Below are 20,497 nucleotides of genomic sequence, written 5' to 3'. Positions count from 1 at the left end.
ACGGCAGTAACGCCGTGCAGTGGCTGGGCCAGACCTTGGGGGTCGACATGAGTATCCACTTGCCCGCGACGGCGGCTTTCCGCGCCGAAACTGGCGCAATAGCCTATGATTCGATTAGCTTTTCCGGCAAGCCGAAAGCGCAGCGGCTCTCGCAACCGCAAAGCCGAATTGAAGTGATTCGCCACGCTGGTGTCGTCGGCCCGTTTACCGCGACAGCTTCGGGCCATCACGCCGACTATGACGCGTTGATGCTCAACCTGACATCATCGGGCCGCATGCGAGGGCGGATCGGTGACACCAAAATCGACAAGACACTGCAGCGCGGCCATGTCAGCTTCGTGCCCGGCCAATGCCCGGTCGTGCTTGAATTTCCGGCCAATCATCACGCGCTGGGGCTGTTCATGCCGAGCAGCGAGATGCGGCACATGACGGCCGAGTTAGGCGCCAATCCGGTCGGCCCCATCGCGAGTGAGCGCCAGGAACGACTCGCCCAGATCATGGCCATGATCGAAACGGAGATTCGCGCGCCCGGTTTTGCCGCTGATCTGATGATCGATGGGCTGGTGCGCGCGATCTGTGCAATTTTGGTCCGGCATGAATCGCTGCCTTTGGTGGATGATGCGAGCCGAATCCATCTCTCGCCCGTGCGGCTGGCGCGCGTCATCGATTTTATCGAATCGCGACTCGATGAAGAAATCAGCCTGGCAGACATGGCCACCGTCGCTGGCCTCTCGGCATTCCATTTCTCGCGCGTGTTCAAGATGGCGACCGGGGAGACGCCGTACCATTTCCTCGGATCGCGTCGGCTTGGCCGCGCCCGATCGCTGTTGCTGAATAGTGAATTGCCGCTTGCCGAGCTGGCGCTGAGCTGTGGCTTTGCCAGTCAATCGCATTTCACGGCAGCCTTTACCAAGGCAATGGGCATGCCGCCAGGCCGCTATCGCAAGCAGATTGCAGACTAATCGCGATTTGTCGCATTTTGGGGCGGCGCCCCTTTCTGCGCCGCTAACGCCAAAGCAATTTGCGAATAAACAATACGCCCTTCGAAAGATGGCCCCGCAGCGTGGCGCTATCCAACACGCCTCTTTGTAAGGGGTTTGGCCATGCGTTCTATGATCTCGACTGTTCGGTTCGCCAGTGCTGCGGCGATTTTGGCATTAACGGCGGGCGGCACGGCCTATGCGCAGGATGCCGCCCAGGCACCAGCACCAGCGGCGGGCGAATGGGTACCCTTGGACAGCAGCCGCTTTGGCGATGAACTCACCGAAAAATGGATCCCCGTGCCCAATGGGGATAGCGGCGCGCCGCGCCAGGGCTGGCTTGCCACCGCTGACGGCTTTTTCACGCGCGAAGTGCATCTTGCCGCTGCCTATACCCAGGCGTCGGGACCCGATTCCTGGGGTGTTCTCGGTCGCTTCCATTATCCCTTCAGCCGCCGCCTCTGGGCCGGGATTGAAGTACCTTTTTATCAGGAATCGCAGCGGCGCGGCAACTTTGGCGATATCACGCTCACCACGCAGGTGATGCTCGCTGAAAAGCGCAACCTGTCGATCAACGCCGGCGTCGGCTGGCGCCTGCCAACCGGATCGGTCGTCCAGGGCAACAAGGTTTTTGCAGCACAGCCACAGATCAACCTCTGGACTGATGTGGGCAGAGGCTTTTCGATCCGTGGACGGGTGGCCTATGAATTCGCCGACCGCAATCTGCCCGACAATTTTGTGCTCAATGCATCAATCGGCCAGACCGTGACGCCACACAGCCCCGCCCCCTTTGGCGATCTGACCTGGTATGTTGCCGCCAATTGGCGTGAACCGACCACGGGACGCGGCAATAGCTTTGTCAGCATCACGCCGGGCATGCGTACCCATGTTGGCAATAACCTGTTCCTGTTGGCCGGGGTGGAATTTCCCGTCATCAACAGGAACGAGTCGTTCAACGAGCGTTATATCCTACAGCTCGTTCAGGGCTTTTGACCGATCTGGGTTTTTAACCGACCAAGCTCTTAACCGAATCGTCGTCGCGCCCATCATCCCCGTGCGCGGCGGCGATACTCCGCCGGGGTAACCCCCATTCTTTCGCGGAAACGCGCGGAAAAATGGGCATGGGTGGCAAAGCCCGATTTTTGGGCAATTTCGGCGATTGGCGCGTCGCTATGCTGCAACAAATGCTTCGCGGCGCGCAGCCGTTCGTTGAGCAGAAAGGCATAAGGCGGCAGCCCCGTGCTTTCGCGAAATGCCCGGACAAAATGATATCGACTATAGCCAGCGATCTGGGCGAGATCGCTGAGCGAAATCCGCTCGGCCAGATTGCCACGCATATAGTCACGCACCCGCGAGATCGTTGGCCGTGTCAGTGTCAGCTTGGATGGCATCCGGAATGCAGCGCCATCGGTCGATGTGGTGGCTAATCGAATCAACAGCGCATCGAGATAAAATTCGGCAACCGTTTCCCATTCGGGCTGCCCACGCGAAGCGAGCATCAGTTCGAACAGCCGGGCAACATGGGGATCGGGCCGACCAATCGCCTCGGCAAAGCCAACGCTGCGCGGATCGCGATCAAAATTTTCGGCGACCATGTCAGCGAAGCGATCTGGGGCGATATAGAGATGGGCAAAGGCAATCGGCCCCTGTGTCTGCCACCGATAGATGCTGCCGCTTTCAACCGTCGTGCTGGCCCCATCAAGCGCATCGACTGTCCGGCGTGCCCCACCCCCGGTGCGCTCGATCCGCTTTGGGCCGCCCTGGTGCAGAATGATAAGATGATGATCAAGCGCTGGCTGGCGCATGTCCGGATTGGTGTCTGACCAGGATTGCAGCGAGGCGCGATCGAGATACGCCGGTTCTGGGAAATGCGTCGCTTCATCAAACGCCATCGCCCCCGAATAGCGCGTCATTGGCGCAGACCTCGCCCAGTCGCGCCACTGCTCTGGGCGAATCTTCGCTGAATTCAAATCGACAACTGACACGGCCTGCACCCTCCCAAGAGCTTTCCGCAACAGTTGACGATAGGGGCATTGCCTTGCCGAGCAACCAGCGAAACCGCCGGAATGTGCGACAGATTCGAATTATGGTATCGAATCGTCTTCAAAGCCGCGTCGGCAGCGGCCTTGGGGCTTTATTCCAGCCGCTGATCAAGACGGAGGCAGGGCAATGCTATCGTCGGCGCAACCGTGCAGCCAGGCTCCGCAGGGCTGGCTTCTGCGGCGTGATTGCCAATCGGCTTTCGCTATCGCCGCTATGGTGATCAAAATAAACGACCTCGCCATTCTCGATCGCCTTGAGCCGGGCATAGGGCAGACGGGGAGATATTTCCTGCCGCACCAATGTCTCGGGATCGATGATGCAGATCATGAATCCGCCTGAAACGAAGCTGGAGGCATAAACCTTGCCCTCATGAAACAATGCCGGCGGCAAATAGCGATAACTGCCCCGCGGTTCGCGGCCATCAATCTTCAGCAAGCCGCAGCCTGGGCCGCCCCTGCCGACTTCCAGAATGTCATCCCAGTTGAGCCGTTCGTCCGTCATCACTCTCTGTCCCGCATTCATGCCTGCGCCCTATTTATCGCCATGTACCAGAATCTTGGCCCGGTCCGCCAGCCGCGCGACCGCGGCACCATGGATGCCGGGCGTGGTCGCCAGCAGCCCAAAGGCCTGGGCGCTAGGCGTATTAAAGGCAAGCGGCGCGCCAAACGCATCAGTGACGGTCGCCCCGGCCTCCATCGCGATCAACGCAGCGGCGGCAATGTCCCATTCAAAACCCCAGCGCAGCGTTGCCACCAGATCGGCTTCATCGGCGGCGACCATCGCAATTCTGAGCGCGATCGAATTGGGTTTGGCGACCAGCACCAGATCGCTGTCGGCGCTGGGCAGGGCATCATTGGGCACCCGCGCACCCGCAAATTGCGTGCGCCCGCCCGCGCGCACCGGCTGGCCGTTACGGTGAGCGCCCGCCCCCATCACCGCGCTCCACACTTCGCCGCGCGCCGGTGCATCGAGCACGCCGATCACTGGCAGTCCCTGGTCGACCAGCGCGATCGACACTGCCCAGCCCGGCCGGCCGCGGAGATAATCGCGCGTGCCATCAATCGGATCGACCACCCATAATCGCCGGCACGCGAGCCGATCCGCATTGTCGGCGGTCTCCTCGGACAGCCAGCCCGCTTCGGGATCGAGCGCGAACAATCGCGTGCGGAGTAACGCATCGACCTCAAGATCGATATCGCTGACCGGGTTGCCGGGTGATTTCTCCCAGCGGCTGAAATCGTCGCTCCAGCGCGCCATTGCCAGGCGACCGGCTTCAGCAGCAATCGCCGCGACGGCATCGACCAGGGTATCAGCCACTCGCCACCGTCATCCCCTCCACCAGCAGCGTCGGCACATTGATGCCATAGCGGAAATCGAGATCATTGGCGGGCGTGAGCGCCAGGAACATGTCCTTCAAATTACCCGCAATGGTGAATTCGGCGACGGGCCGGGTCAATTCGCCGTCCTCGATCAAGAAGCCTGCCGCCCCGCGGCTATAATCGCCAGTGACGCCATTCACGCCCATGCCGATCAGCTCAGTGATATAGACGCCGCGCTTGATCCCGCCGATCAGCGTTTCGGGCGGCATATGGCCTGCCGCCATGTGCAAATTGCTCGGCGACACGCCCGGCCCGCCGCCTACCCCGCGCGCGGCATGCCCCGTCGGCTCAAGCCCCAATTGCCGCGCAGAACCGCTGTCGAGCAGCCAGGTTTCCAGCATCCCGTCATCGACGATGCACACCGGCGACACCGGCAATCCCTCACCATCAAACGGGCGGGACCGCAGGCCATGCGGGCGGTGCGGATCGTCGAGCACTGAAACGCCTGCGCTAAACACCCGGCTGCCAAGCGCATCGAGCAGAAAGCTGGTCTTGCGGGTAATCGATTGGCCGGCAATCGCGCCGATTAAATGCCCCAGCAAGCTGCTGCCCACGCGCGGATCGAACACAACTGGCAACGGCCCGCTCTCAATTCGGCCGGGTGACAGCCGGGCCACGGCGCGCGCGCCTGCCCGCGCCCCGACGATACCGGCATCTTCAAGCCGGCTGAGATGGCGGGCGCTATGATAGGCATAGTCGCGCTGCATGTCGTTGCCCGCCCCCGCCAGGACGCTCGCCGAGACGCCGTGGCTGGAAACACTATGCCCGCCGACAAAGCCATGGCTGGTCGCCAGCGCCATCACCGATCGCGCCGCACTGGCGCTGCCGCCTTCGCTATTGGAGACACCAGGCACGGCACGGGCAGCATCCTCCGCCGCCAGCGCGCGTGCCTTCAGCACATCGGGCGACACGTCTGCCCCGTCATCCAGGTCAAGATGCGGTGGCTTGCCGTGCAGCAAGCGATCAGCCGGGGCCAGCCCAGCCCATTCATCCTCAGGCGCCTCGCGCGCCATCGCTATCGCCCGCTCAACCAGCGTATCGATCGATTGCACCGACAGGTCCGACGTCGAAACGCTCGCGTTCCGCCGCCCGACAAAAACCCGCAGGCCAAGCTCCGCGCTTTCTGACCGGCCGACATCTTCCAGCGCCCCCAGCCGAACCGAAACATCCAGCGCGGTATCAGCGGCGAACACAGCATCAGCGGCATCGGCACCAGCGGCCATAGCGCGAGCGACGATTTCATGCGCCCGGTCACAGGCTTGGTTTGGTGTGTACATCCCCCCGACTTAGTCGGCCTGCGCTGATAATTGAACCACCCCTGGATCAGAATATCGTCGCGGTCCCCACCACCAGGCACGCAGCCGCCATCAACAATCCCGCGCCACGGTTCGATCGGAAGCGCGTCAGCGCATTGTCGCCGTTATCGGGCACCAGCGTCAGCACTTGCCAGCCAAGGTGCCCGGCCACCGGCAGCAACGCCGCGAGCGCCAGCGGATCGGGCCGGACCAGCCAGATCGCGCCCGCCCATAATGCCAGCGCCAGCGCGTAGAATCCGCCAACGCCGCCGCGCACATGCGCGCCCATCGCCCGCGCTGACGATCGGATGCCGACCATTGCATCATCCTCGCGGTCCTGCAGCGAATAGATGGTGTCATAACCGACCACCCAGGCGATCGCGCCGCCATAAAGGAGCAGCCCCGCCCCACCCAGCGCCCCCGAAACCTCCACCCAGCCGACCAGCGCCGCCCAGGAAAAAACCAGCCCAAGCCAGGCCTGCGGCCACCAGGTAATCCGCTTCATAAACGGATAGGCCGCCACCGGCGCCAGACTGGCCAGCGCGACGATCGCGGCGGGCAGATGGAGTTGCAGCAGCACGACCAGCCCGATCAGGCACAGCGCGACGAGCCATATCCACGCTGCCTTCAGCGACACCGCCCCGCTGGCGAGCGGCCGGTTGCGCGTCCGTTCGACCTGCGCATCAAGATCGCGATCGACAATATCATTATAGACGCACCCCGCCCCCCGCATCGCAATCGCCCCAAGCAACAGCCAGAGGATCAGGTCCCAGCGCGCGACCGCCCCACCCGCAAGCATCACCCCCCAAGCACCGGGCCAAAACAACAGCCACCAGCCAATCGGCCGATCAAGCCGCGCCAGCGAAGCGAACGGCCGCGCGCCGGGCGGGAGCAAGCGCAAAGCACCGCTGAGTTCGCTGTCGGGGACAATGCTGTGCGGGGTGGCGCGGGGGTTGGTCATTGGGGGGCGGCATAGCGGGTGGGGTGTGGGGGTGGCAACGGCTAGGGTTACCACGGCGGCGCCGATGCCGACGGGGTTCCAACCGCTCAATCGGCAAACCGATCAATGCCGTCACCCCGGGCTTGACCCGGGGTCCCGCTGCTCCACCAGAGCCGGCTCATGGCAGGTAACGCCAAGCTTCATCGTGCCAGAAGGGGAGTGCCAGCGCCTCATTTATTGCCATTCCTCTTTTCCCTCCCCCCTCCGGAGTTCGGGGGCGGCCATGCCCCCGGCATGGCCTGATCAGCACGGAGTGCTCATCACCCCGAACGGGTTGCGCAGACTTGGGTCACGGCACTTCAGCGCAGTCCTAGTCGTAGCTAGGTGAGGGGATCGCCCTATCAACAGCGCTGAACCCCTCATCCTGCCTTCTCCCGATGGGAGAAGGGTAGAACGGCAACGTTCGGCCAGAAGACCGGCCAGTCTGTAATCACCCCAAAGTCAGCCCTCCGGCATGCCTAAGTTACCTGCCATTTGCGGACAATGCAGATCCACGTAGCTGCACCAAAAATGCCAAATCTCCTGGACCGCCACCATACCGTTCCGGGTTGGGGTGAGTCTGTTCGCTTCGTGTCGGGCTGGCCGGTATGTGGGGTCGCTGATCGGTGCCACAATGACCGGTGGGTGTCCGAACTGGTCAGCGGTTATGTCGATTACAAAGCCATTCGCCTCAACCCAGGCATGGCCCATCCACCCATCGGCGGTGAACAGGCCGCAATCCTCACTAACGGTCCCCGGTGCCTGCTTTGGGGGCTGGCCACTTTGTAGCTTAGCCTCGATCCCGCATCGATGAAGTGCCTTCATGAGAAACATGCTTGATCGAACACAAGTCCATTGGGCCGCCACGGTCGGCGGGGGTGCCCCCCATGCCTGATGCCAGCGTGACCAATGGGGGATCAAGAACGTCCTGGCGGTAGTCGCGACAGCGAAGAGCATCAGCTAACGTCCGCTAATCATTCTTCTAAATCAATAGTCTAGCGTCGGCGTCACACCAACATTGGCCGGGCTCACCCCCGTTACCGCGAGTCGAGCCCCAGGACACCGCCCGCACCGGCAACGATGCGAGCGGCAGAACCCCGTCCTTTACGCCTTAACGCGGTGCAGCGCGCACAGCTTATTGCCGTCGGGATCGCGCAGATAGGCCAGATAGAGCGGGCCCATTGCGCCTTGGCGGATGCCGGGCGCATCTTCGCAGGCCGTGCCGCCCGCAGCCAGACCGGCGGCGTGCCAGGCATTCGCGGCTTCGGGTGAATCGACAGCAAAGCCAATCGTCGCGCCATTGCCGTGGCAGGCAGGCTCGCCATCAATCGGCTTTGAGATCGAGAAAATGCCGGTGGGATTGACCCAGAACACGCGGCCCTTGTCATCCTGATTGCCCGCCGGATAGCCAAGCGCGCCGAGCGTCGCGTCATAAAATTTCTTGGACGTGGCGAGGTCGTTAGCACCAAGCATGATGTGACTGAACATATCGATTCATTCCTTCGGTCTGCGGGACTGTTGCTGAACGCGACCCAGCCTTACGGCTTGATTGCGGCCAAATCCACTTGCCTGACATGCAGCAACGATCATTTGCGTGCGTCCTTGCGACGGTGACGGGAGCAACAGCTATCACCGCACAGCCTGAGTTGATCTCTCCCCGCCAAACTCTAAAACCCAGCCCATGCAAACCGATATCGAGATCGCGCGGTTGACGCCGCTTCAGCCCATCGCCGCCATTGCCGCCAAGGCAGGCATTCCGGAAAGCGCCATCGAACCCTATGGGCGGCACAAGGCAAAGGTCGATCTAACCGCCCTCCCCACCCAGCCAGACCACGCCCCCGGCCATCTGATATTGGTCACCGCGATCAGCCCCACCCCGGCGGGCGAGGGCAAGACGACCACCTCGGTTGGCCTGGCCGACGCGCTCAACCTGACCGGGCGCAAGACGATATTGTGCCTGCGCGAACCCTCGCTCGGCCCCTGTTTCGGGCAAAAGGGCGGCGCAACCGGGGGCGGGCATGCCCAGGTGGTGCCGATGGAAGACATCAACCTGCATTTCACGGGCGATTTCCACGCGATCACCGCCGCGCATAACCTGCTGGCCGCGCTGCTCGACAACCATATTTACTGGGGCAATGCGCTGGGCATCGATGTCCGCCGGGTCGTCTGGCGACGGGTGATCGACATGAATGATCGCGCGCTGCGCCAGATCGTGCAGTCGCTGGGCGGCACGGGCAACGGATTCCCGCGCGAATCGGGGTTTGACATCACCGTTGCGTCCGAAGTGATGGCAATCCTGTGCCTGGCGCGTGATCTGGATGATCTGCGCGTGCGGCTGGGGCGGATCGTGGTGGGCTATACCCGCGATCGTCAGCCGGTCACCGCTGCTGAGCTGAAGGCGGATGGCGCGATGGCGGTGCTGCTGAAGGAGGCGATCAAGCCCAATCTGGTGCAGACCTTGGGCGGCAACCCCGCCTTTATCCATGGCGGCCCGTTCGCCAATATCGCGCATGGCTGCAATTCAGTGATCGCGACGCGGGCAGCTTTGGGCCTTGCCGATTATGTCGTCACCGAAGCCGGTTTCGGCGCCGATCTGGGCGCGGAGAAATTCTTCGACATCAAATGCCGCCAGGCCGGGCTGGCGCCTGCCGCTGTCGTGATCGTGGCGACGGTACGCGCGCTGAAGATGAATGGCGGCGTCGCCAAAGCCGATCTTGGCCGCGAAGATGTCGACGCCGTCAATCGCGGCGCGGTCAATCTGGTGCGGCATATTGAGAATGTCCGCCAGTTCGGCGTGCCTGCCGTGGTGGCGATCAACCATTTCGGCACCGACAGCGAAGCCGAAATCCAGGCGCTGCGCGCTATCGCTGGCGCGCACGGCGTGCAGGCGATCCTGTGCCGTCACTGGGCCGAAGGCGGCGCTGGCGCGACTGAGCTTGCCGAAGCTGTCGCCGCGCTGGCCGAGGCAGGATCGGCACAGTTCGTCCCGCTCTACGACGATGGCCTGCCGCTGTTCGACAAAATCAAAACGGTCGCGACCCGGCTTTACCGCGCGGGGCACGTCGATGCCGAACCCGCAATCGTCGCGCAGCTCGCGCGGTTCGAAGCGGCGGGGTTCGGCCATCTGCCAGTATGCATCGCCAAGACGCAGTACAGCTTTTCCACCGACCCAACCGCGCTCGGCGCACCGACCGGCCACACCGTCCATATCCGCGACGTCCGGCTTGCAGCAGGCGCAGGCTTTGTCGTCGCGGTGTGCGGGGAGATAATGACGATGCCCGGCCTGCCCCGCGTGCCCGCCGCCGAAGCGATCGGGTTCGATGATGCGGGGCGGATTGAGGGGTTGTTTTAAGGCGATCGCGCGTTTCGGAGATGCGGGCGCGAATGGTAGATCGTGGTGGAAGCGGATTTTTCTGGCCCCGTCTGCACCAGATAGGCAGGCTGCATTGATGAAAAGTTTAGCTTTGGCTCTTTTTGCGGTCGTAATGGCGTCAGGCTGCTCACACGAAGCACCGAAAGCCTGCTCTCCTCCTCGTTCTACGTGGGGCCACCCCCGGAGTTTTGGTTTGGTCATATTGAATAGGGTTGCGCTGGATAGCACGGGCAAAATTTATTGGAACGGCAAACAGGTAACCCCGAAAACACTGGACAAATATCTCGCGCTGGGTCCGACGCTGAACCCCGAACCTTGGATATTTCTCGAAACCGAGATGGGCGCTTCCTGCGCCTCGATCGAAGCAATCCGTGATCAAATCGAAAAGCACGTGGAATGCACCAACGGTTATCGCTGCAATGAAGGCATTAAGACCGTCTGGGACAATGTATCTAGTCCGCCGGGTACACCGGTCTCCTAAAGCTGGTTGTGATCAAATCAACTCACCCCTCCCCTTCAGGGGAGGGGACGGGGGTGGGGGCTGTCAGTCTCACCGAGACCGACATGGTTGGGGACAGCCCCCACCCCAACCCCTCCCCTGAAGGGGAGGGGCTAAGAGGTGTCACCCGCAAACGGACGCAATCTGCCATGGTTTCGCAACCGCAACCACCGCCCCTGCCAGCTACTCCCCCGATTTGCCCTAGTGGCGAATCTCCCTCGCCCGGCTATAATCGCTCCAGCTCACAATGGAGGATGTCCCGATGACGCAGAGCCCCTGGCAGCACAGCCGCAGCGCCGGCATTGCCGATGACATTGATTTCGAGATCAAGGGCCAGGAACTCCAGTTTGTCGAAATCGAGCTTGATCCCGGCGAAAGTGCGGTCGCCGAAGCGGGTGCCTTTGTCTGGAAGGACGCCGCGATCGACATGACGACGGTGTTCGGCGATGGCAGCGGCGATACGGGCGGCGGGTTCATGGGTAAGCTGCTCGGCGCCGGCAAAAGACTAGTGACGGGCGAAAGTCTGTTCACGACAGTGTTCACGCATAATGGCCAGGGCAAGGCGCGCGTCGCCTTTGCCGCGCCAACGCCCGGCGCGATCCTGCCGATCAAGCTAGACGATCTGGGCGGCACCTTGATCTGCCAAAAGGACGCGTTTCTGGCGGCCGCCAAGGGCGTGTCGATCGGCATTCAGTTTCAACGCCGCGTGATGACCGGGCTGTTCGGCGGCGAAGGCTTCATCATGCAAAAGCTGGAGGGCGATGGCTGGGTGTTCGTTCAGATGGGCGGCACCGTCGTCGAACGCACGCTGGCGGCTGGCGAAGAATTGCACGTCGACACCGGCTGCCTCGCGGCCTACACCCCCAGCGTTACCTTCGATCTGGTCACAGCGGGTGGGGTCCGCAGTGTGTTGTTCGGTGGCGAGGGGCTGTTTTTCGCGCGGTTGACCGGGCCGGGCAAGGCGTGGATCCAGTCGCTGCCCTTTTCGCGATTGGCGGGCCGAATGCTCGCCGCAGCGGGCCCACGCGGCCAGAACCGGGGTGAGGGTTCAGTGCTTGGCGGGCTTGGCGACTTGATCGGCGGGAATGATTAGCAGCATCAGGCTTTAGCGCTCGGGTGCCGGGTCCACGATCTGCCGGGGGGGCAGATTGTCGTCGACACGCACCAAATGACAGCTGATGGCCAGACGATCGGATGCGCGTTCAAGGGGGATATGAGTCATGTTGGCAATCGATCAAAGCCCGGCCACGGGCGGGGAACAGGCGGTGCGCAATGCCGAAATCCTGGCCTGTGGGCGCGCCGTCATCACCGACGAAGCTGAAGCGCTTGAGGCGCTGAGCCACGCCATTGACGAGAATTTCGTTGCGGCGGTTGAGGCGCTGATGGGCACAGACCGCCGCGTCGTCGTCTCCGGCCTCGGCAAATCGGGGCATGTCGGGCGCAAGATCGCCGCGAGCTTTGCCTCCACCGGCACGCCGGCCTTTTTCATGCATGCAGCCGAAGCAGCGCATGGCGATCTGGGCATGATCATGCCGGGCGATACGTTGCTGCTGCTGTCCATGTCGGGCGAAACGCGCGAGCTGAAGCAAGTCGTCACTTATGCAGCAGAGGCCGGGATCACCATCGTCGCGATCGGATCAAAACCGTCATCGACGATCATGCAGCTGGCTGATGTCAAACTGCTCATCCCGCCAGTCCGCGAAGCGTGCCCGGAGAATATCTCCCCCACCACATCAGCGATCATGATGCTCGCCATGGGCGATGCGCTGGCCATCGCGATGATGAACCAGCGGGGTGTTTCGCGCACCAAGCTCAACATGCTCCACCCCGGCGGCGCGATCGGCCAGCGCCTCGCCCGTGTGTCGTCGCTGATGCATAGCAAGGACGAATTGCCGCTGGTCAAACGTGCCACGCCGATGCGGGATGTTGTCCTAACCATCACGGCGCACAGCCTGGGTATTGCCGGTGTCATCGATGATGCCGGCAGCCTGATCGGCGTGATCACCGATGGCGATTTGCGGCGTCATGCCGACAATCTGTTTGACCGGGATGCGCAGGCGGTGATGACGCAAAATCCATCGACGGTCGATGTCTCCTGCTTCGTCGAAGACGCGTTGCAGACGATCGAGGCGAACAAGATTACCGCGCTGTTCGTCACCCATTCGCTCAATCCCCGCCTGCCGGTCGGGCTGATCCATATTCATGACATTCTCCGTTCCGGCCTGCGCTGAAGCGTGATGGCCTTGCCCGACCCAGCCGCGCCATTGCGCGCGGCGATCATCATTCCCGCGCGCTATGCCTCCACCCGCTATCCCGCAAAGCCGCTGGCGATGCTGCGCGGGCCTAGGCAAATGGCAAAGCCCCTGCTTGCCTGGACGCTTGATGCTGCCCGCGCGGTTCGCGGTGCCAGCGCGGTGTATGTCGCCACGGACCACCCGCTGATCGCCGACGCGGCAACAGCCGCCGGTGCCCCGGTGCTGATGACGCCCGCCGCCTGCGCCAACGGCACCGAACGCTGTGCCGCTGCGCTTAGCGGGCTACCTGATCCCGCCGACATCATCATCAATTTCCAGGGCGACGCGCTGCTGACCCCGCCCTTTGTGGTCGAGGCCCTGATCGAGGCGATGGCCAATGATCCCTCGATCCAGGTCGCAACCCCGGTCGTCCGCGCCTCTCCAGCTGTGCAGCGCCGTCTGATCGAGGACCAGCGCGCCGGGCGGGTTGGCGGCACCACCGTCACCTTTGGCCAGCATCATGATGCGCTGTATTTCTCCAAATCAGTGATCCCGCATCTGCCGCCCGCGCGGATCGGCGATCCATCCTCACCGCTGTTTTTCCACATCGGTGTCTATGCCTATCGCGTGGCCGCGCTGCAGGGCTATGCGGCGCTGCCCGTCGGCACGCTGGAGCTGCTCGAAGGGCTGGAACAATTGCGCTTCCTGGAAGCAGGCAAGCCCGTCCGGATTGTCGAAGTGCGCGATCCGGGGCATGACCTTTGGGAGCTCAACAATCCCGAAGATATTCCCTTTATCGAAGCCATATTGGCAGATCGCGACGCAGCATGACGACCATACCCACCCCTACCCTATTGTGCGGCCGCCCAGTCGGGATCGATCAGCGGCTGTTCGTGATTGCCGGTCCCTGCGTTATCGAAAGCGAGGCAATGGCGCTGTCGACGGCCACAACGCTGAAAGGCATCGCCGAACGGCTGGGCATCTTGCTCATTTACAAAAGCTCGTTCGACAAGGCCAATCGCACCTCAGCAAGCTCGTTTCGCGGACCGGGCATGGAAGAGGGGCTTCGCATCCTGGAAAAGGTGAAACGCGAAACCGGCATGCCGGTGCTCACTGACGTGCACGAAACCAGCCAGGTCAGCGCCGTCGCCAGCGTGGTCGATGTGCTGCAGACCCCCGCCTTTCTGGCCCGCCAAACCGATCTGATTGAAGCCGTTGCCAGCTGCGGTAAGCCCGCCAACATCAAAAAGGGCCAGTTCATGGCCCCGCACGACATGATCCATGTCGCCACCAAAGCGCGCGCCGCAGCCGCAGAGGCGGGACGCGAAGCCACCTTGCTCGTTACCGATCGCGGCGCCAGCTTTGGCTATAATAATCTGGTGTCGGACATGCGCGGCCTGGTCATCATGCGCGAAACGGGTTGTCCGGTGGTGTTTGATGCGACCCATTCCGTCCAGCTGCCCGGCGGGCTTGGCACGACAAGCGGTGGCCAGCGCGAATTCGTCGCCCCGCTCGCGCGCGCCGCCGTCGCGGTGGGCATTTCCGGGCTGTTCATGGAAATGCACCCCGATCCTGACAATGCCAAGTCAGACGGGCCCAATGCCGTCCCGCTTGATCAGGCCGAAGCGCTGCTGACGCACTTGCTGGCGATTGATCATTTGGTCAAAAGCGGCGCGGGCGGCTGATCCCGACGGCCGGACTATTTCAGTCACCGGCCCCGGCACTGGCAGCGATCGACCGCAAATAGCCGCCATAATCATTCTGCCCATAGGCAGCCGCCAGCGCCTCCAGCGCGGCACGGTCGATCCGCCCCTGCCGAAACGCGATTTCTTCCGGGCAGGCGATTTTGAAGCCCTGACGTTTCTCAAGAATGCGAACAAATTCGGCCGCTTCCAGCAGCGCTTCCGGCGTGCCTGTGTCGAGCCAGGCAATGCCCCTGCCCAGCGATTCGACATACAGCGTATCCGCATCAAGATAATGGCGGATCACGTCCGTGATCTCCAGCTCGCCCCGGGCAGAGGGTTTGAGCGTCCGGGCAATCGCCGGCGCCTGACCATCACAGAAATACAACCCGGTCACGGCCCAATTTGATTTGGGCTGAACCGGCTTTTCCTCAACGCTGATCGCCTTGTTCAGCCCATCGAACTCAATCACCCCGTAACGCTGCGGATCCTGAACATGATAAGCAAAAACTGAAGCGCCCTGCATGCGATCAAGCGCCTGCGCGAACAGGCCGGCAATGCCGTTCCCATAAAAGACATTGTCGCCCAAAATCAGCGCTGATGGCGCCCCCGCCAGGAAATCAGCACCGATGATATAGGCCTGCGCCAGCCCCTCTGGCTTGGGTTGCGCGGCATAGCTGATCGATATCCCCCATTTCGATCCGTCGCCCAGCAATTCTTCAAACCGGGGCAAATCCGCAACGGTGGAAATCAGCAGAATCTCTTTGATCCCGGCCAGCATCAGCGTGGTCAGCGGGTAATAGATCATCGGCTTGTCATAGATCGGCATCAACTGCTTCGACACGACCTGGGTCATCGGGTGCAGCCGCGATCCGGTGCCACCCGCCAGGATGATCCCCTTCATGATGCTCTCCGCAACTGGCGAACGCTGCTGCCAGCCGTCATCGATGCGCCGATACCCAGCCGCTGGGTGTCGTATTGCCGATTGATGATGTCCTGCCACCAGCCGCTATTGTCGAGATACCATTGCACCGTGGCATCAATGCCGCTGGCAAAGTCATGCTGCGGTCGCCAGCCCAAATCGCGGTGCGCCTTGGCGGCATCAATCGCATAGCGCTGATCATGGCCGGGGCGGTCAGCGACAAAGCTGATCTGTTCGGCATAGGACCGGCCATCGAAGCGCGGATGGCGTCGATCGAGCACGGCACAGATGCGGCGAACGACATCGATGTTCCGCTGTTCGGCATTACCGCCGATATTATAGGTCTCACCCGGATGGCCCGACTCAATCACGCGGTGCAGCGCCCGCGCATGATCATCGACATGCAACCAGTCACGCACATTCGATCCATCGCCATAGACGGGCAAGGCCTGCCCGCAGAGCGCGCGAATGATGATCAGCGGGATCAGCTTTTCCGGAAATTGATAGGGGCCGTAATTGTTCGAACAATTGGTGACGAGCACTGGCAGGCCATAGCTATGGCCCCAGGCGCGGACGAGATGGTCCGACGCTGCCTTTGACGCCGAATAGGGCGAGCGTGGATCATAGGGCGTGGTTTCGGTGAAAAGCCCGGTAGGGCCCAGCGATCCATAAACCTCATCAGTCGAAATATGGTGGAAGCGAAACGCCGCTTGATCGGCAGCCCCGAGCGATTGGAAATAGCCAAGCGCCTGTTGCAGCATCGTGAAGGTACCGACGATGTTGGTTTGGACGAACACGCCAGGCCCATCGATCGACCGGTCGACATGGCTCTCTGCGGCCAGATGGGCGATGACCTGCGGCTGAAAATCGGCGATCGTCCGCGCGACAAGGTCAGCATCGCAGATATCGCCCTGGACAAAATCATACCGGCTGTGTCGGACGACGGAATCAAGCGATGCCAGATTGCCGGCATAGGTTAGCTTGTCGATATTCAGCAGCACATGATCCGATCCCGTAATCAGGTGACGGATCAAGGCTGAGCCGATGAAACCGGCCCCACCGGTCACGAGAATGCGCACCGAACCCTCCCCAAACAGACGTGCTCAATGAGCAGCAATAAGCGCGATAGGTGAACGGGCCGTTGAGGCTGACGATCAAATCGATGGCGCGAATTCGCCCGGCATCGGCCTTGCCGCCCGCCCCGCGCGGCTGCTAGGCAAGGGCCAAATCAACGTTTCAACGGTGCCCCCTTTCCCTTAGAGCGCAACCCTCTGCATCCTGCCGGCCGGGCGATCAGCCTGGCGGCGTGATGTGATTGCGCTTCGGTCGGGATGTGCGGCAAGATTTTGGGGAGATCGTGAATGGCCGACAAGACAAGAATCCTGGTCACCGGTGGCAAAGGCATGCTGGGCGCGGCGCTGTTCGATGAAGCCAGCCGATCGCCCACATTTGATGTGCGTGCACCCGGCCATGCCGAGCTGGATACCAGCGATGCGGGACAGGTCGCCAGCTGGGAAACCTGGGTAAAGGGCGGTTGGATCATCCATTGCGCCGCGCGCGTCGATGTCGAGGGCTGCGCCCGCGAACCAGAAGCGGCAAGGCGCACGATCGTTGATGGGACGCGCCACATTGCCGATCTTGCGGTGCGGAGCGGCGCCAGGATGATGTATCCGCAATCCTTCCTGACCTATGACGGGGCGACCAACCCCATCCCCGAAGACGAAACGCCGCGTCCCTTATCCTTCTATGGCGAATTGAAATATGAAGCGGAAAAGATCGTCACCGAACGGCTTCCCGATGCGTTGATCGTCCGCATGGCTGGGTTTTTCGGGGGTGGTGCCGCTGACAAGAACTTTGTCGGCCGGATCATTCCGGTGATGTGGGCGGCGCTGCAAAAGGGCCAGACCCGCTTCGAGGTTGGCGACCGGGTATGGCAGCCGACCTGGACCCAGGATCTTGCGGCCAATTCGCTCCATTTGATCGCCAAAAACGCCACGGGCAGCTATCAAATGGCGTGTGTGGGCCAGGCAAGCTTTGCCGAACTGGCGCATGAAATCACGGTCGCGCTCGGGTGGCGCGGCCATCTCGACGTCGTCCCCGTGGATGCGTCGCTGGTGTCGCAAAGCGAGCTTGGCCGTCGTCCCGATGTTGCCGTGCTCAGCTGTGACCGGCTGACGCGCGAGCATGCAAATCTGCAACGCCCCTGGCAATCAACCTTGCACGCCTATCTCACCGATCCCTTTTTCGATCAGTATCGCTTGGAGCCAAAATCATGACCAGTTTGTTCGATCCGCTCAACCGCCCGGATTTCATCGGCGTTCGCAACCGTACCGTCATGTCTGCAATGAGCCGTGGCTTCGCGGCTGAGGGCCATCATGCCACACCAGCGATGCGCGATTATTATCAACGCCGCGCTCAAGGCGGCGTTGGCCTGATCCTGACTGAAGGCACCTTGGTCCATCACAGCGGCGACGGCTGGAACAATGCCCCCTATATTGCAAGCGACGCGCATGCCGAAAGTTGGCGGCCAGTGGTCGATGCCGTGCACGAAGCCGGGGCGGCAATCGCCTGCCAACTTTGGCATACCGGCCGCATCTCGCACAGCGACTATACGATCGACCAACCGGTCAGTTCGACCAATGTCGCCGCGACGGGAATCAATCGCCAGAACGGCAAACCGTACGGCGAACCGCGCGCGCTGACGCCGGAGGAGATGCCGACAATCTATGGCTATTTCGCCGATGCCGCCCGCCGTGCGATCGACACCGCCGGCTTCGATGCCGTCGAACTGCATGTCGGCCATGGCTATCTCGCCGATCAGTTCCTCGATGCCCGCGTGAATGATCGTACGGATAGCTATGGCGGCTCGGTCGAAAACCGGTGCCGGTTCGCGCTGGAGCTCATTGAAAAAGTGTTGGCGGCCGTGCCTGCCGATCGGGTGATCGCCCGAATTTCGCCATCGCGCTTCATGGGCGGCATTTATGACTGGCCCGATCTTGACGAGATGCTCGCCTATTTCATCCCGGCGCTTCAGTCCCTGGGGCTAAAGGCGCTCGACATCAGCTGCGCCAATTCGGTCTATGCAGATACCGCCGCGCGGATCGTACGGATGGTTCGGCCGATGTGGAGCGGTGTGCTGATCGGCGGCGCGTCGCTGACGGTTGATGCCGCCAATGCCGAGCTAGACGCTGGCCTGCTTGATCTGGTGACCTGGGGTCGCGCGTTCCTCGCCAATCCCGATCTGGCCGACAAGATCGCCAAGGACGAGCCATGGACGCCGTTTGAGGATGCGATGCGCGAAACGCTCGTCTGATGGTGTCGCGGCGGGAGCTGATCGGCCGCATGTCGGTGATCGCCCTCGCCGCGACCGCCACCGACGCGCGCGGCCAGACCGCCAAGCGCAGCGCATCGGCGGGATCGGCACTGTTATCGGCCGATGTGCCGGGCATCCAACTGCCCGCGGGCAAACATAGCGTCGCGGCCAACATCACCGTTCGGGCGGACGTGGTGGCGATGCCCGGCGCGACCATAGAAATAGCCGCCGGCAAGACATTGACCCTGCTCGGCGATTTTCAGGCACCCGTGGCCCCGATCTTCACTGGCCCAGGCCGGGTCGACATGAATGCCAGCCGCGCCGCGTCGGCCTGTCCCGAATGGTGGGGGGCTGTGCGCGACAATTCAGCGCATGACTGCCTGCCCGCCCTACGCGCCTGTGTTGCCGCCCATCCGGTCACGCTGCTTGGCGCTGCTGATTATTTCATCAGCGACACCTGGAAAATTGAAACCTCGCATCGCCGGATTTGGGGGGCAGGCAAGAACTGGGGCGGCCCGCATCAGGGCACGCGGATCATCGTCGTCAGTGGTAATCGCGATGTCGTTCAACTGGGCTTCGACACGCCACCGGCGTCAGTCAATGACTATCTCAACTCGGTTGATTTCCGGTGGATGGAGCTGACGCGGAGCGCACCGCCCAAGGCGTCGGCCGATGACGGCGCTGCCGGGCTCCGCATGCGCTTCACCCTGGATTGCCTCGTCGAGGCGATCTCCGCGGACGAACATGCGATTGGCTATTCGGTCACCGGCGCGGTTTATACGCATCTGCGCGATTGCCATGCCTTTCGATCGAGCCCGGGCGACAAAAGCGGCCCGCAGCGTTTCTGGGCCTTTCATCTCGACGGCCGGACGCCCGCTGCGTTCCCCGGCGGCAACGCGTCGCTCTACATCACCAATTGCGGCGCGAGCATCGGCGGCACGCCGGGCGTGCCGCAAAGCATTGGTGCCTATGTTCAGGGCAGTTTTGCCGACACCTATATCCAGAATTTCGAAACCAGCCAGATCGCCACCGGGATCAAGCTCGACGGCAAGACCGGCAAGCCAAGCATTGATCAGGGCCGCGCGGGTCAGGCCAATTTCCACCTGCTGATGCCGATCCTTGATGGCTATAGCGCCGTCGGCATCGAACTGACCAATATCTCCCCCTATGCCGCGATCGATATCGTCGATCCCTATTGTGGCCCGGCACCCGGCGCCTTTGCGGGCATTTTCATCCATCAGGCGCGCGGGCTGGTGACGATAAATGGCGGCCAGCTCCATGGCTGGTATGACACGGTGAATGGCGGCAACGCGCTCGGCATCTTCGCCCAGAATGCCGAGGGCATCGGCATCATCGGCACCAAGGTGATCGGCTTTCGGCGCCCGATCAGCTTTGAACAATGCCGCGATTTCACGATCGACGCCGCCATCAACAATCCCGGCGAGAAAGCCGCTCAACCCGCCATCTCGCTGCTCGGCTGCGCGCATGGCCAGCTCCGCGCGCGGATCAAAGGGCAAGATGGCGCCTTTCCGGCCGGGATCGATCTGCGCGGCGGCAATCACCACCTGTCGATCGACGCCGCCGGCATCGATCCAGCCTGCCTCAACACCGGTATCGCTGGCCGGATCATCGGGCGCGGCGACAATGCCGGCCTTGCCCCAGCGACAATTGCGATCAGCGGCAACATCGCATGACTGCGCCGCTAGAGTCTTTCTGTAGTTGAATGAATCGATGGGGATTCCCAGGCGCGCTGATCTGTGATTCAAGCTGTCCACTGGTAGGGAGGCCAGCATGGATG

At 62.3% G+C, this 20,497-nt stretch carries 19 protein-coding genes; 11 read left to right on the top strand and 8 right to left on the bottom strand.

Features of this window, described 5'->3' with window-relative positions; genetic code table 11:
• The first annotated feature begins 47 nt into the window (after positions 1–47).
• Both B7Y43_RS16745 and B7Y43_RS16740 read left to right on the top strand, forming a co-directional pair.
• Complete coding sequence (locus B7Y43_RS16745) at positions 48–962, top strand: helix-turn-helix domain-containing protein (RefSeq protein ID WP_374132822.1); 915 nt, start codon at positions 48–50, stop codon at positions 960–962.
• A gap of 141 nt (positions 963–1,103) precedes the next feature.
• Complete coding sequence (locus B7Y43_RS16740) at positions 1,104–1,973, top strand: hypothetical protein (protein ID WP_374132821.1); 870 nt, start codon at positions 1,104–1,106, stop codon at positions 1,971–1,973.
• Between the two features lie 53 nt (positions 1,974–2,026).
• On the opposite strand, the gene B7Y43_RS16735 is transcribed toward B7Y43_RS16740, so the two are convergent.
• The 6 genes from B7Y43_RS16735 to B7Y43_RS16710 all read right to left on the bottom strand — a co-directional run bounded on the left by B7Y43_RS16735 (position 2,027) and on the right by B7Y43_RS16710 (position 8,164).
• Positions 2,027–2,893, bottom strand: coding sequence for a helix-turn-helix domain-containing protein (locus B7Y43_RS16735; protein WP_374132820.1), 867 nt, complete (start codon positions 2,891–2,893; stop codon positions 2,027–2,029).
• 259 nt (positions 2,894–3,152) lie between these two features.
• Positions 3,153–3,524 carry a hypothetical protein gene (locus B7Y43_RS16730; protein WP_374132819.1) on the bottom strand — a complete coding sequence of 124 codons (372 nt, stop codon included), beginning with the start codon at positions 3,522–3,524 and terminating at the stop codon, positions 3,153–3,155.
• A 30-nt stretch (positions 3,525–3,554) separates the two neighbouring features.
• Positions 3,555–4,340 (bottom strand): 3'(2'),5'-bisphosphate nucleotidase CysQ, encoded by a 786-nt coding sequence (locus tag B7Y43_RS16725; RefSeq protein ID WP_374132818.1) that lies wholly within the window; start codon positions 4,338–4,340, stop codon positions 3,555–3,557.
• Positions 4,333–5,679 (bottom strand): TldD/PmbA family protein, encoded by a 1,347-nt coding sequence (locus tag B7Y43_RS16720; protein ID WP_374132817.1) that lies wholly within the window; start codon positions 5,677–5,679, stop codon positions 4,333–4,335. Before B7Y43_RS16720 ends, B7Y43_RS16725 begins: the two co-directional genes overlap by 8 nt.
• Before the next feature lie 46 nt (positions 5,680–5,725).
• The gene (gene ubiA / locus B7Y43_RS16715; RefSeq protein ID WP_374132816.1) at positions 5,726–6,658 is read right to left on the bottom strand and encodes a 4-hydroxybenzoate octaprenyltransferase; all 933 of its coding nucleotides are present in this window, start codon (positions 6,656–6,658) and stop codon (positions 5,726–5,728) included.
• A gap of 1,122 nt (positions 6,659–7,780) precedes the next feature.
• The gene (locus B7Y43_RS16710) at positions 7,781–8,164 is read right to left on the bottom strand and encodes a VOC family protein (RefSeq protein WP_374132815.1); all 384 of its coding nucleotides are present in this window, start codon (positions 8,162–8,164) and stop codon (positions 7,781–7,783) included.
• Between the two features lie 193 nt (positions 8,165–8,357).
• Here B7Y43_RS16710 and B7Y43_RS16705 point away from each other — a divergent pair, with 193 nt between their 5' ends.
• The 6 genes from B7Y43_RS16705 (at position 8,358) to kdsA (ending at position 14,467) form a co-directional block, all read left to right on the top strand.
• Positions 8,358–10,028, top strand: coding sequence for a formate--tetrahydrofolate ligase (locus tag B7Y43_RS16705; RefSeq protein ID WP_374132814.1), 1,671 nt, complete (start codon positions 8,358–8,360; stop codon positions 10,026–10,028).
• 97 nt (positions 10,029–10,125) lie between these two features.
• A complete protein-coding gene (locus B7Y43_RS16700) occupies positions 10,126–10,530 on the top strand; it encodes a hypothetical protein (protein ID WP_374132813.1) in 405 nt (134 codons plus the stop codon).
• Positions 10,531–10,810: 280 nt separating this feature from the next.
• On the top strand, positions 10,811–11,641 hold the full coding sequence (locus tag B7Y43_RS16695; protein WP_374132812.1) for a TIGR00266 family protein: 831 nt from the start codon (positions 10,811–10,813) through the stop codon (positions 11,639–11,641).
• Between the two features lie 127 nt (positions 11,642–11,768).
• Positions 11,769–12,779: an SIS domain-containing protein gene (locus B7Y43_RS16690; RefSeq protein ID WP_374132811.1), complete on the top strand. Its 1,011-nt coding sequence runs from the start codon at positions 11,769–11,771 to the stop codon at positions 12,777–12,779.
• 6 nt (positions 12,780–12,785) lie between these two features.
• Positions 12,786–13,613: a 3-deoxy-manno-octulosonate cytidylyltransferase gene (gene kdsB / locus B7Y43_RS16685; protein ID WP_374132810.1), complete on the top strand. Its 828-nt coding sequence runs from the start codon at positions 12,786–12,788 to the stop codon at positions 13,611–13,613.
• On the top strand, positions 13,610–14,467 hold the full coding sequence (gene kdsA, locus B7Y43_RS16680) for a 3-deoxy-8-phosphooctulonate synthase (RefSeq protein ID WP_374132809.1): 858 nt from the start codon (positions 13,610–13,612) through the stop codon (positions 14,465–14,467). Before kdsB ends, kdsA begins: the two co-directional genes overlap by 4 nt.
• A 19-nt stretch (positions 14,468–14,486) precedes the next feature.
• Here the strand turns inward: kdsA and rfbA are convergent, their stop codons facing one another.
• A complete protein-coding gene (gene rfbA / locus B7Y43_RS16675; RefSeq protein ID WP_374132808.1) occupies positions 14,487–15,368 on the bottom strand; it encodes a sugar nucleotidyltransferase in 882 nt (293 codons plus the stop codon).
• Positions 15,365–16,465: a dTDP-glucose 4,6-dehydratase gene (gene rfbB, locus B7Y43_RS16670; protein ID WP_374132807.1), complete on the bottom strand. Its 1,101-nt coding sequence runs from the start codon at positions 16,463–16,465 to the stop codon at positions 15,365–15,367. Before rfbB ends, rfbA begins: the two co-directional genes overlap by 4 nt.
• Before the next feature lie 282 nt (positions 16,466–16,747).
• Between rfbB and B7Y43_RS16665 the strand changes: the two genes are divergently transcribed.
• Genes B7Y43_RS16665 through B7Y43_RS16655 form a run of 3 tightly spaced genes read left to right on the top strand, consistent with a single transcriptional unit; the run spans position 16,748 to position 20,393 of the window.
• Entirely contained in the window at positions 16,748–17,662 is a 915-nt protein-coding gene (locus tag B7Y43_RS16665; protein WP_374132806.1) for an NAD(P)-dependent oxidoreductase, read from the top strand.
• Complete coding sequence (locus B7Y43_RS16660; RefSeq protein WP_374132805.1) at positions 17,659–18,699, top strand: alkene reductase; 1,041 nt, start codon at positions 17,659–17,661, stop codon at positions 18,697–18,699. The genes B7Y43_RS16665 and B7Y43_RS16660 overlap by 4 nt, the downstream gene beginning before the upstream one ends.
• Entirely contained in the window at positions 18,699–20,393 is a 1,695-nt protein-coding gene (locus B7Y43_RS16655) for a hypothetical protein (RefSeq protein ID WP_374132804.1), read from the top strand. The genes B7Y43_RS16660 and B7Y43_RS16655 overlap by 1 nt, the downstream gene beginning before the upstream one ends.
• The last annotated feature ends 104 nt before the right edge of the window (positions 20,394–20,497 follow it).

The sequence above is a fragment of the Sphingomonas sp. 28-62-20 genome (assembly GCF_002281505.1).
The sequence above is the reverse complement of the archived record's forward strand: the minus strand, read 5'-3'. Positions and strand labels throughout refer to the sequence as shown.

Coding starts and splice junctions, on each gene's coding strand:
- B7Y43_RS16690 (WP_374132811.1), top strand. CDS start 11,769: ATGTTGGCAATCGATCAAAGCCCGGCCACGGGCGGGGAACAGGCGGTG.
- ubiA (WP_374132816.1), bottom strand. CDS start 6,658: ATGACCAACCCCCGCGCCACCCCGCACAGCATTGTCCCCGACAGCGAA.
- B7Y43_RS16730 (WP_374132819.1), bottom strand. CDS start 3,524: ATGACGGACGAACGGCTCAACTGGGATGACATTCTGGAAGTCGGCAGG.
- B7Y43_RS16660 (WP_374132805.1), top strand. CDS start 17,659: ATGACCAGTTTGTTCGATCCGCTCAACCGCCCGGATTTCATCGGCGTT.
- B7Y43_RS16655 (WP_374132804.1), top strand. CDS start 18,699: ATGGTGTCGCGGCGGGAGCTGATCGGCCGCATGTCGGTGATCGCCCTC.
- B7Y43_RS16695 (WP_374132812.1), top strand. CDS start 10,811: ATGACGCAGAGCCCCTGGCAGCACAGCCGCAGCGCCGGCATTGCCGAT.
- B7Y43_RS16735 (WP_374132820.1), bottom strand. CDS start 2,893: ATGACGCGCTATTCGGGGGCGATGGCGTTTGATGAAGCGACGCATTTC.
- kdsA (WP_374132809.1), top strand. CDS start 13,610: ATGACGACCATACCCACCCCTACCCTATTGTGCGGCCGCCCAGTCGGG.
- B7Y43_RS16740 (WP_374132821.1), top strand. CDS start 1,104: ATGCGTTCTATGATCTCGACTGTTCGGTTCGCCAGTGCTGCGGCGATT.
- rfbA (WP_374132808.1), bottom strand. CDS start 15,368: ATGAAGGGGATCATCCTGGCGGGTGGCACCGGATCGCGGCTGCACCCG.
- B7Y43_RS16705 (WP_374132814.1), top strand. CDS start 8,358: ATGCAAACCGATATCGAGATCGCGCGGTTGACGCCGCTTCAGCCCATC.
- B7Y43_RS16745 (WP_374132822.1), top strand. CDS start 48: ATGAGTATCCACTTGCCCGCGACGGCGGCTTTCCGCGCCGAAACTGGC.
- B7Y43_RS16710 (WP_374132815.1), bottom strand. CDS start 8,164: ATGTTCAGTCACATCATGCTTGGTGCTAACGACCTCGCCACGTCCAAG.
- kdsB (WP_374132810.1), top strand. CDS start 12,786: ATGGCCTTGCCCGACCCAGCCGCGCCATTGCGCGCGGCGATCATCATT.
- B7Y43_RS16700 (WP_374132813.1), top strand. CDS start 10,126: ATGAAAAGTTTAGCTTTGGCTCTTTTTGCGGTCGTAATGGCGTCAGGC.
- B7Y43_RS16665 (WP_374132806.1), top strand. CDS start 16,748: ATGGCCGACAAGACAAGAATCCTGGTCACCGGTGGCAAAGGCATGCTG.
- B7Y43_RS16720 (WP_374132817.1), bottom strand. CDS start 5,679: ATGTACACACCAAACCAAGCCTGTGACCGGGCGCATGAAATCGTCGCT.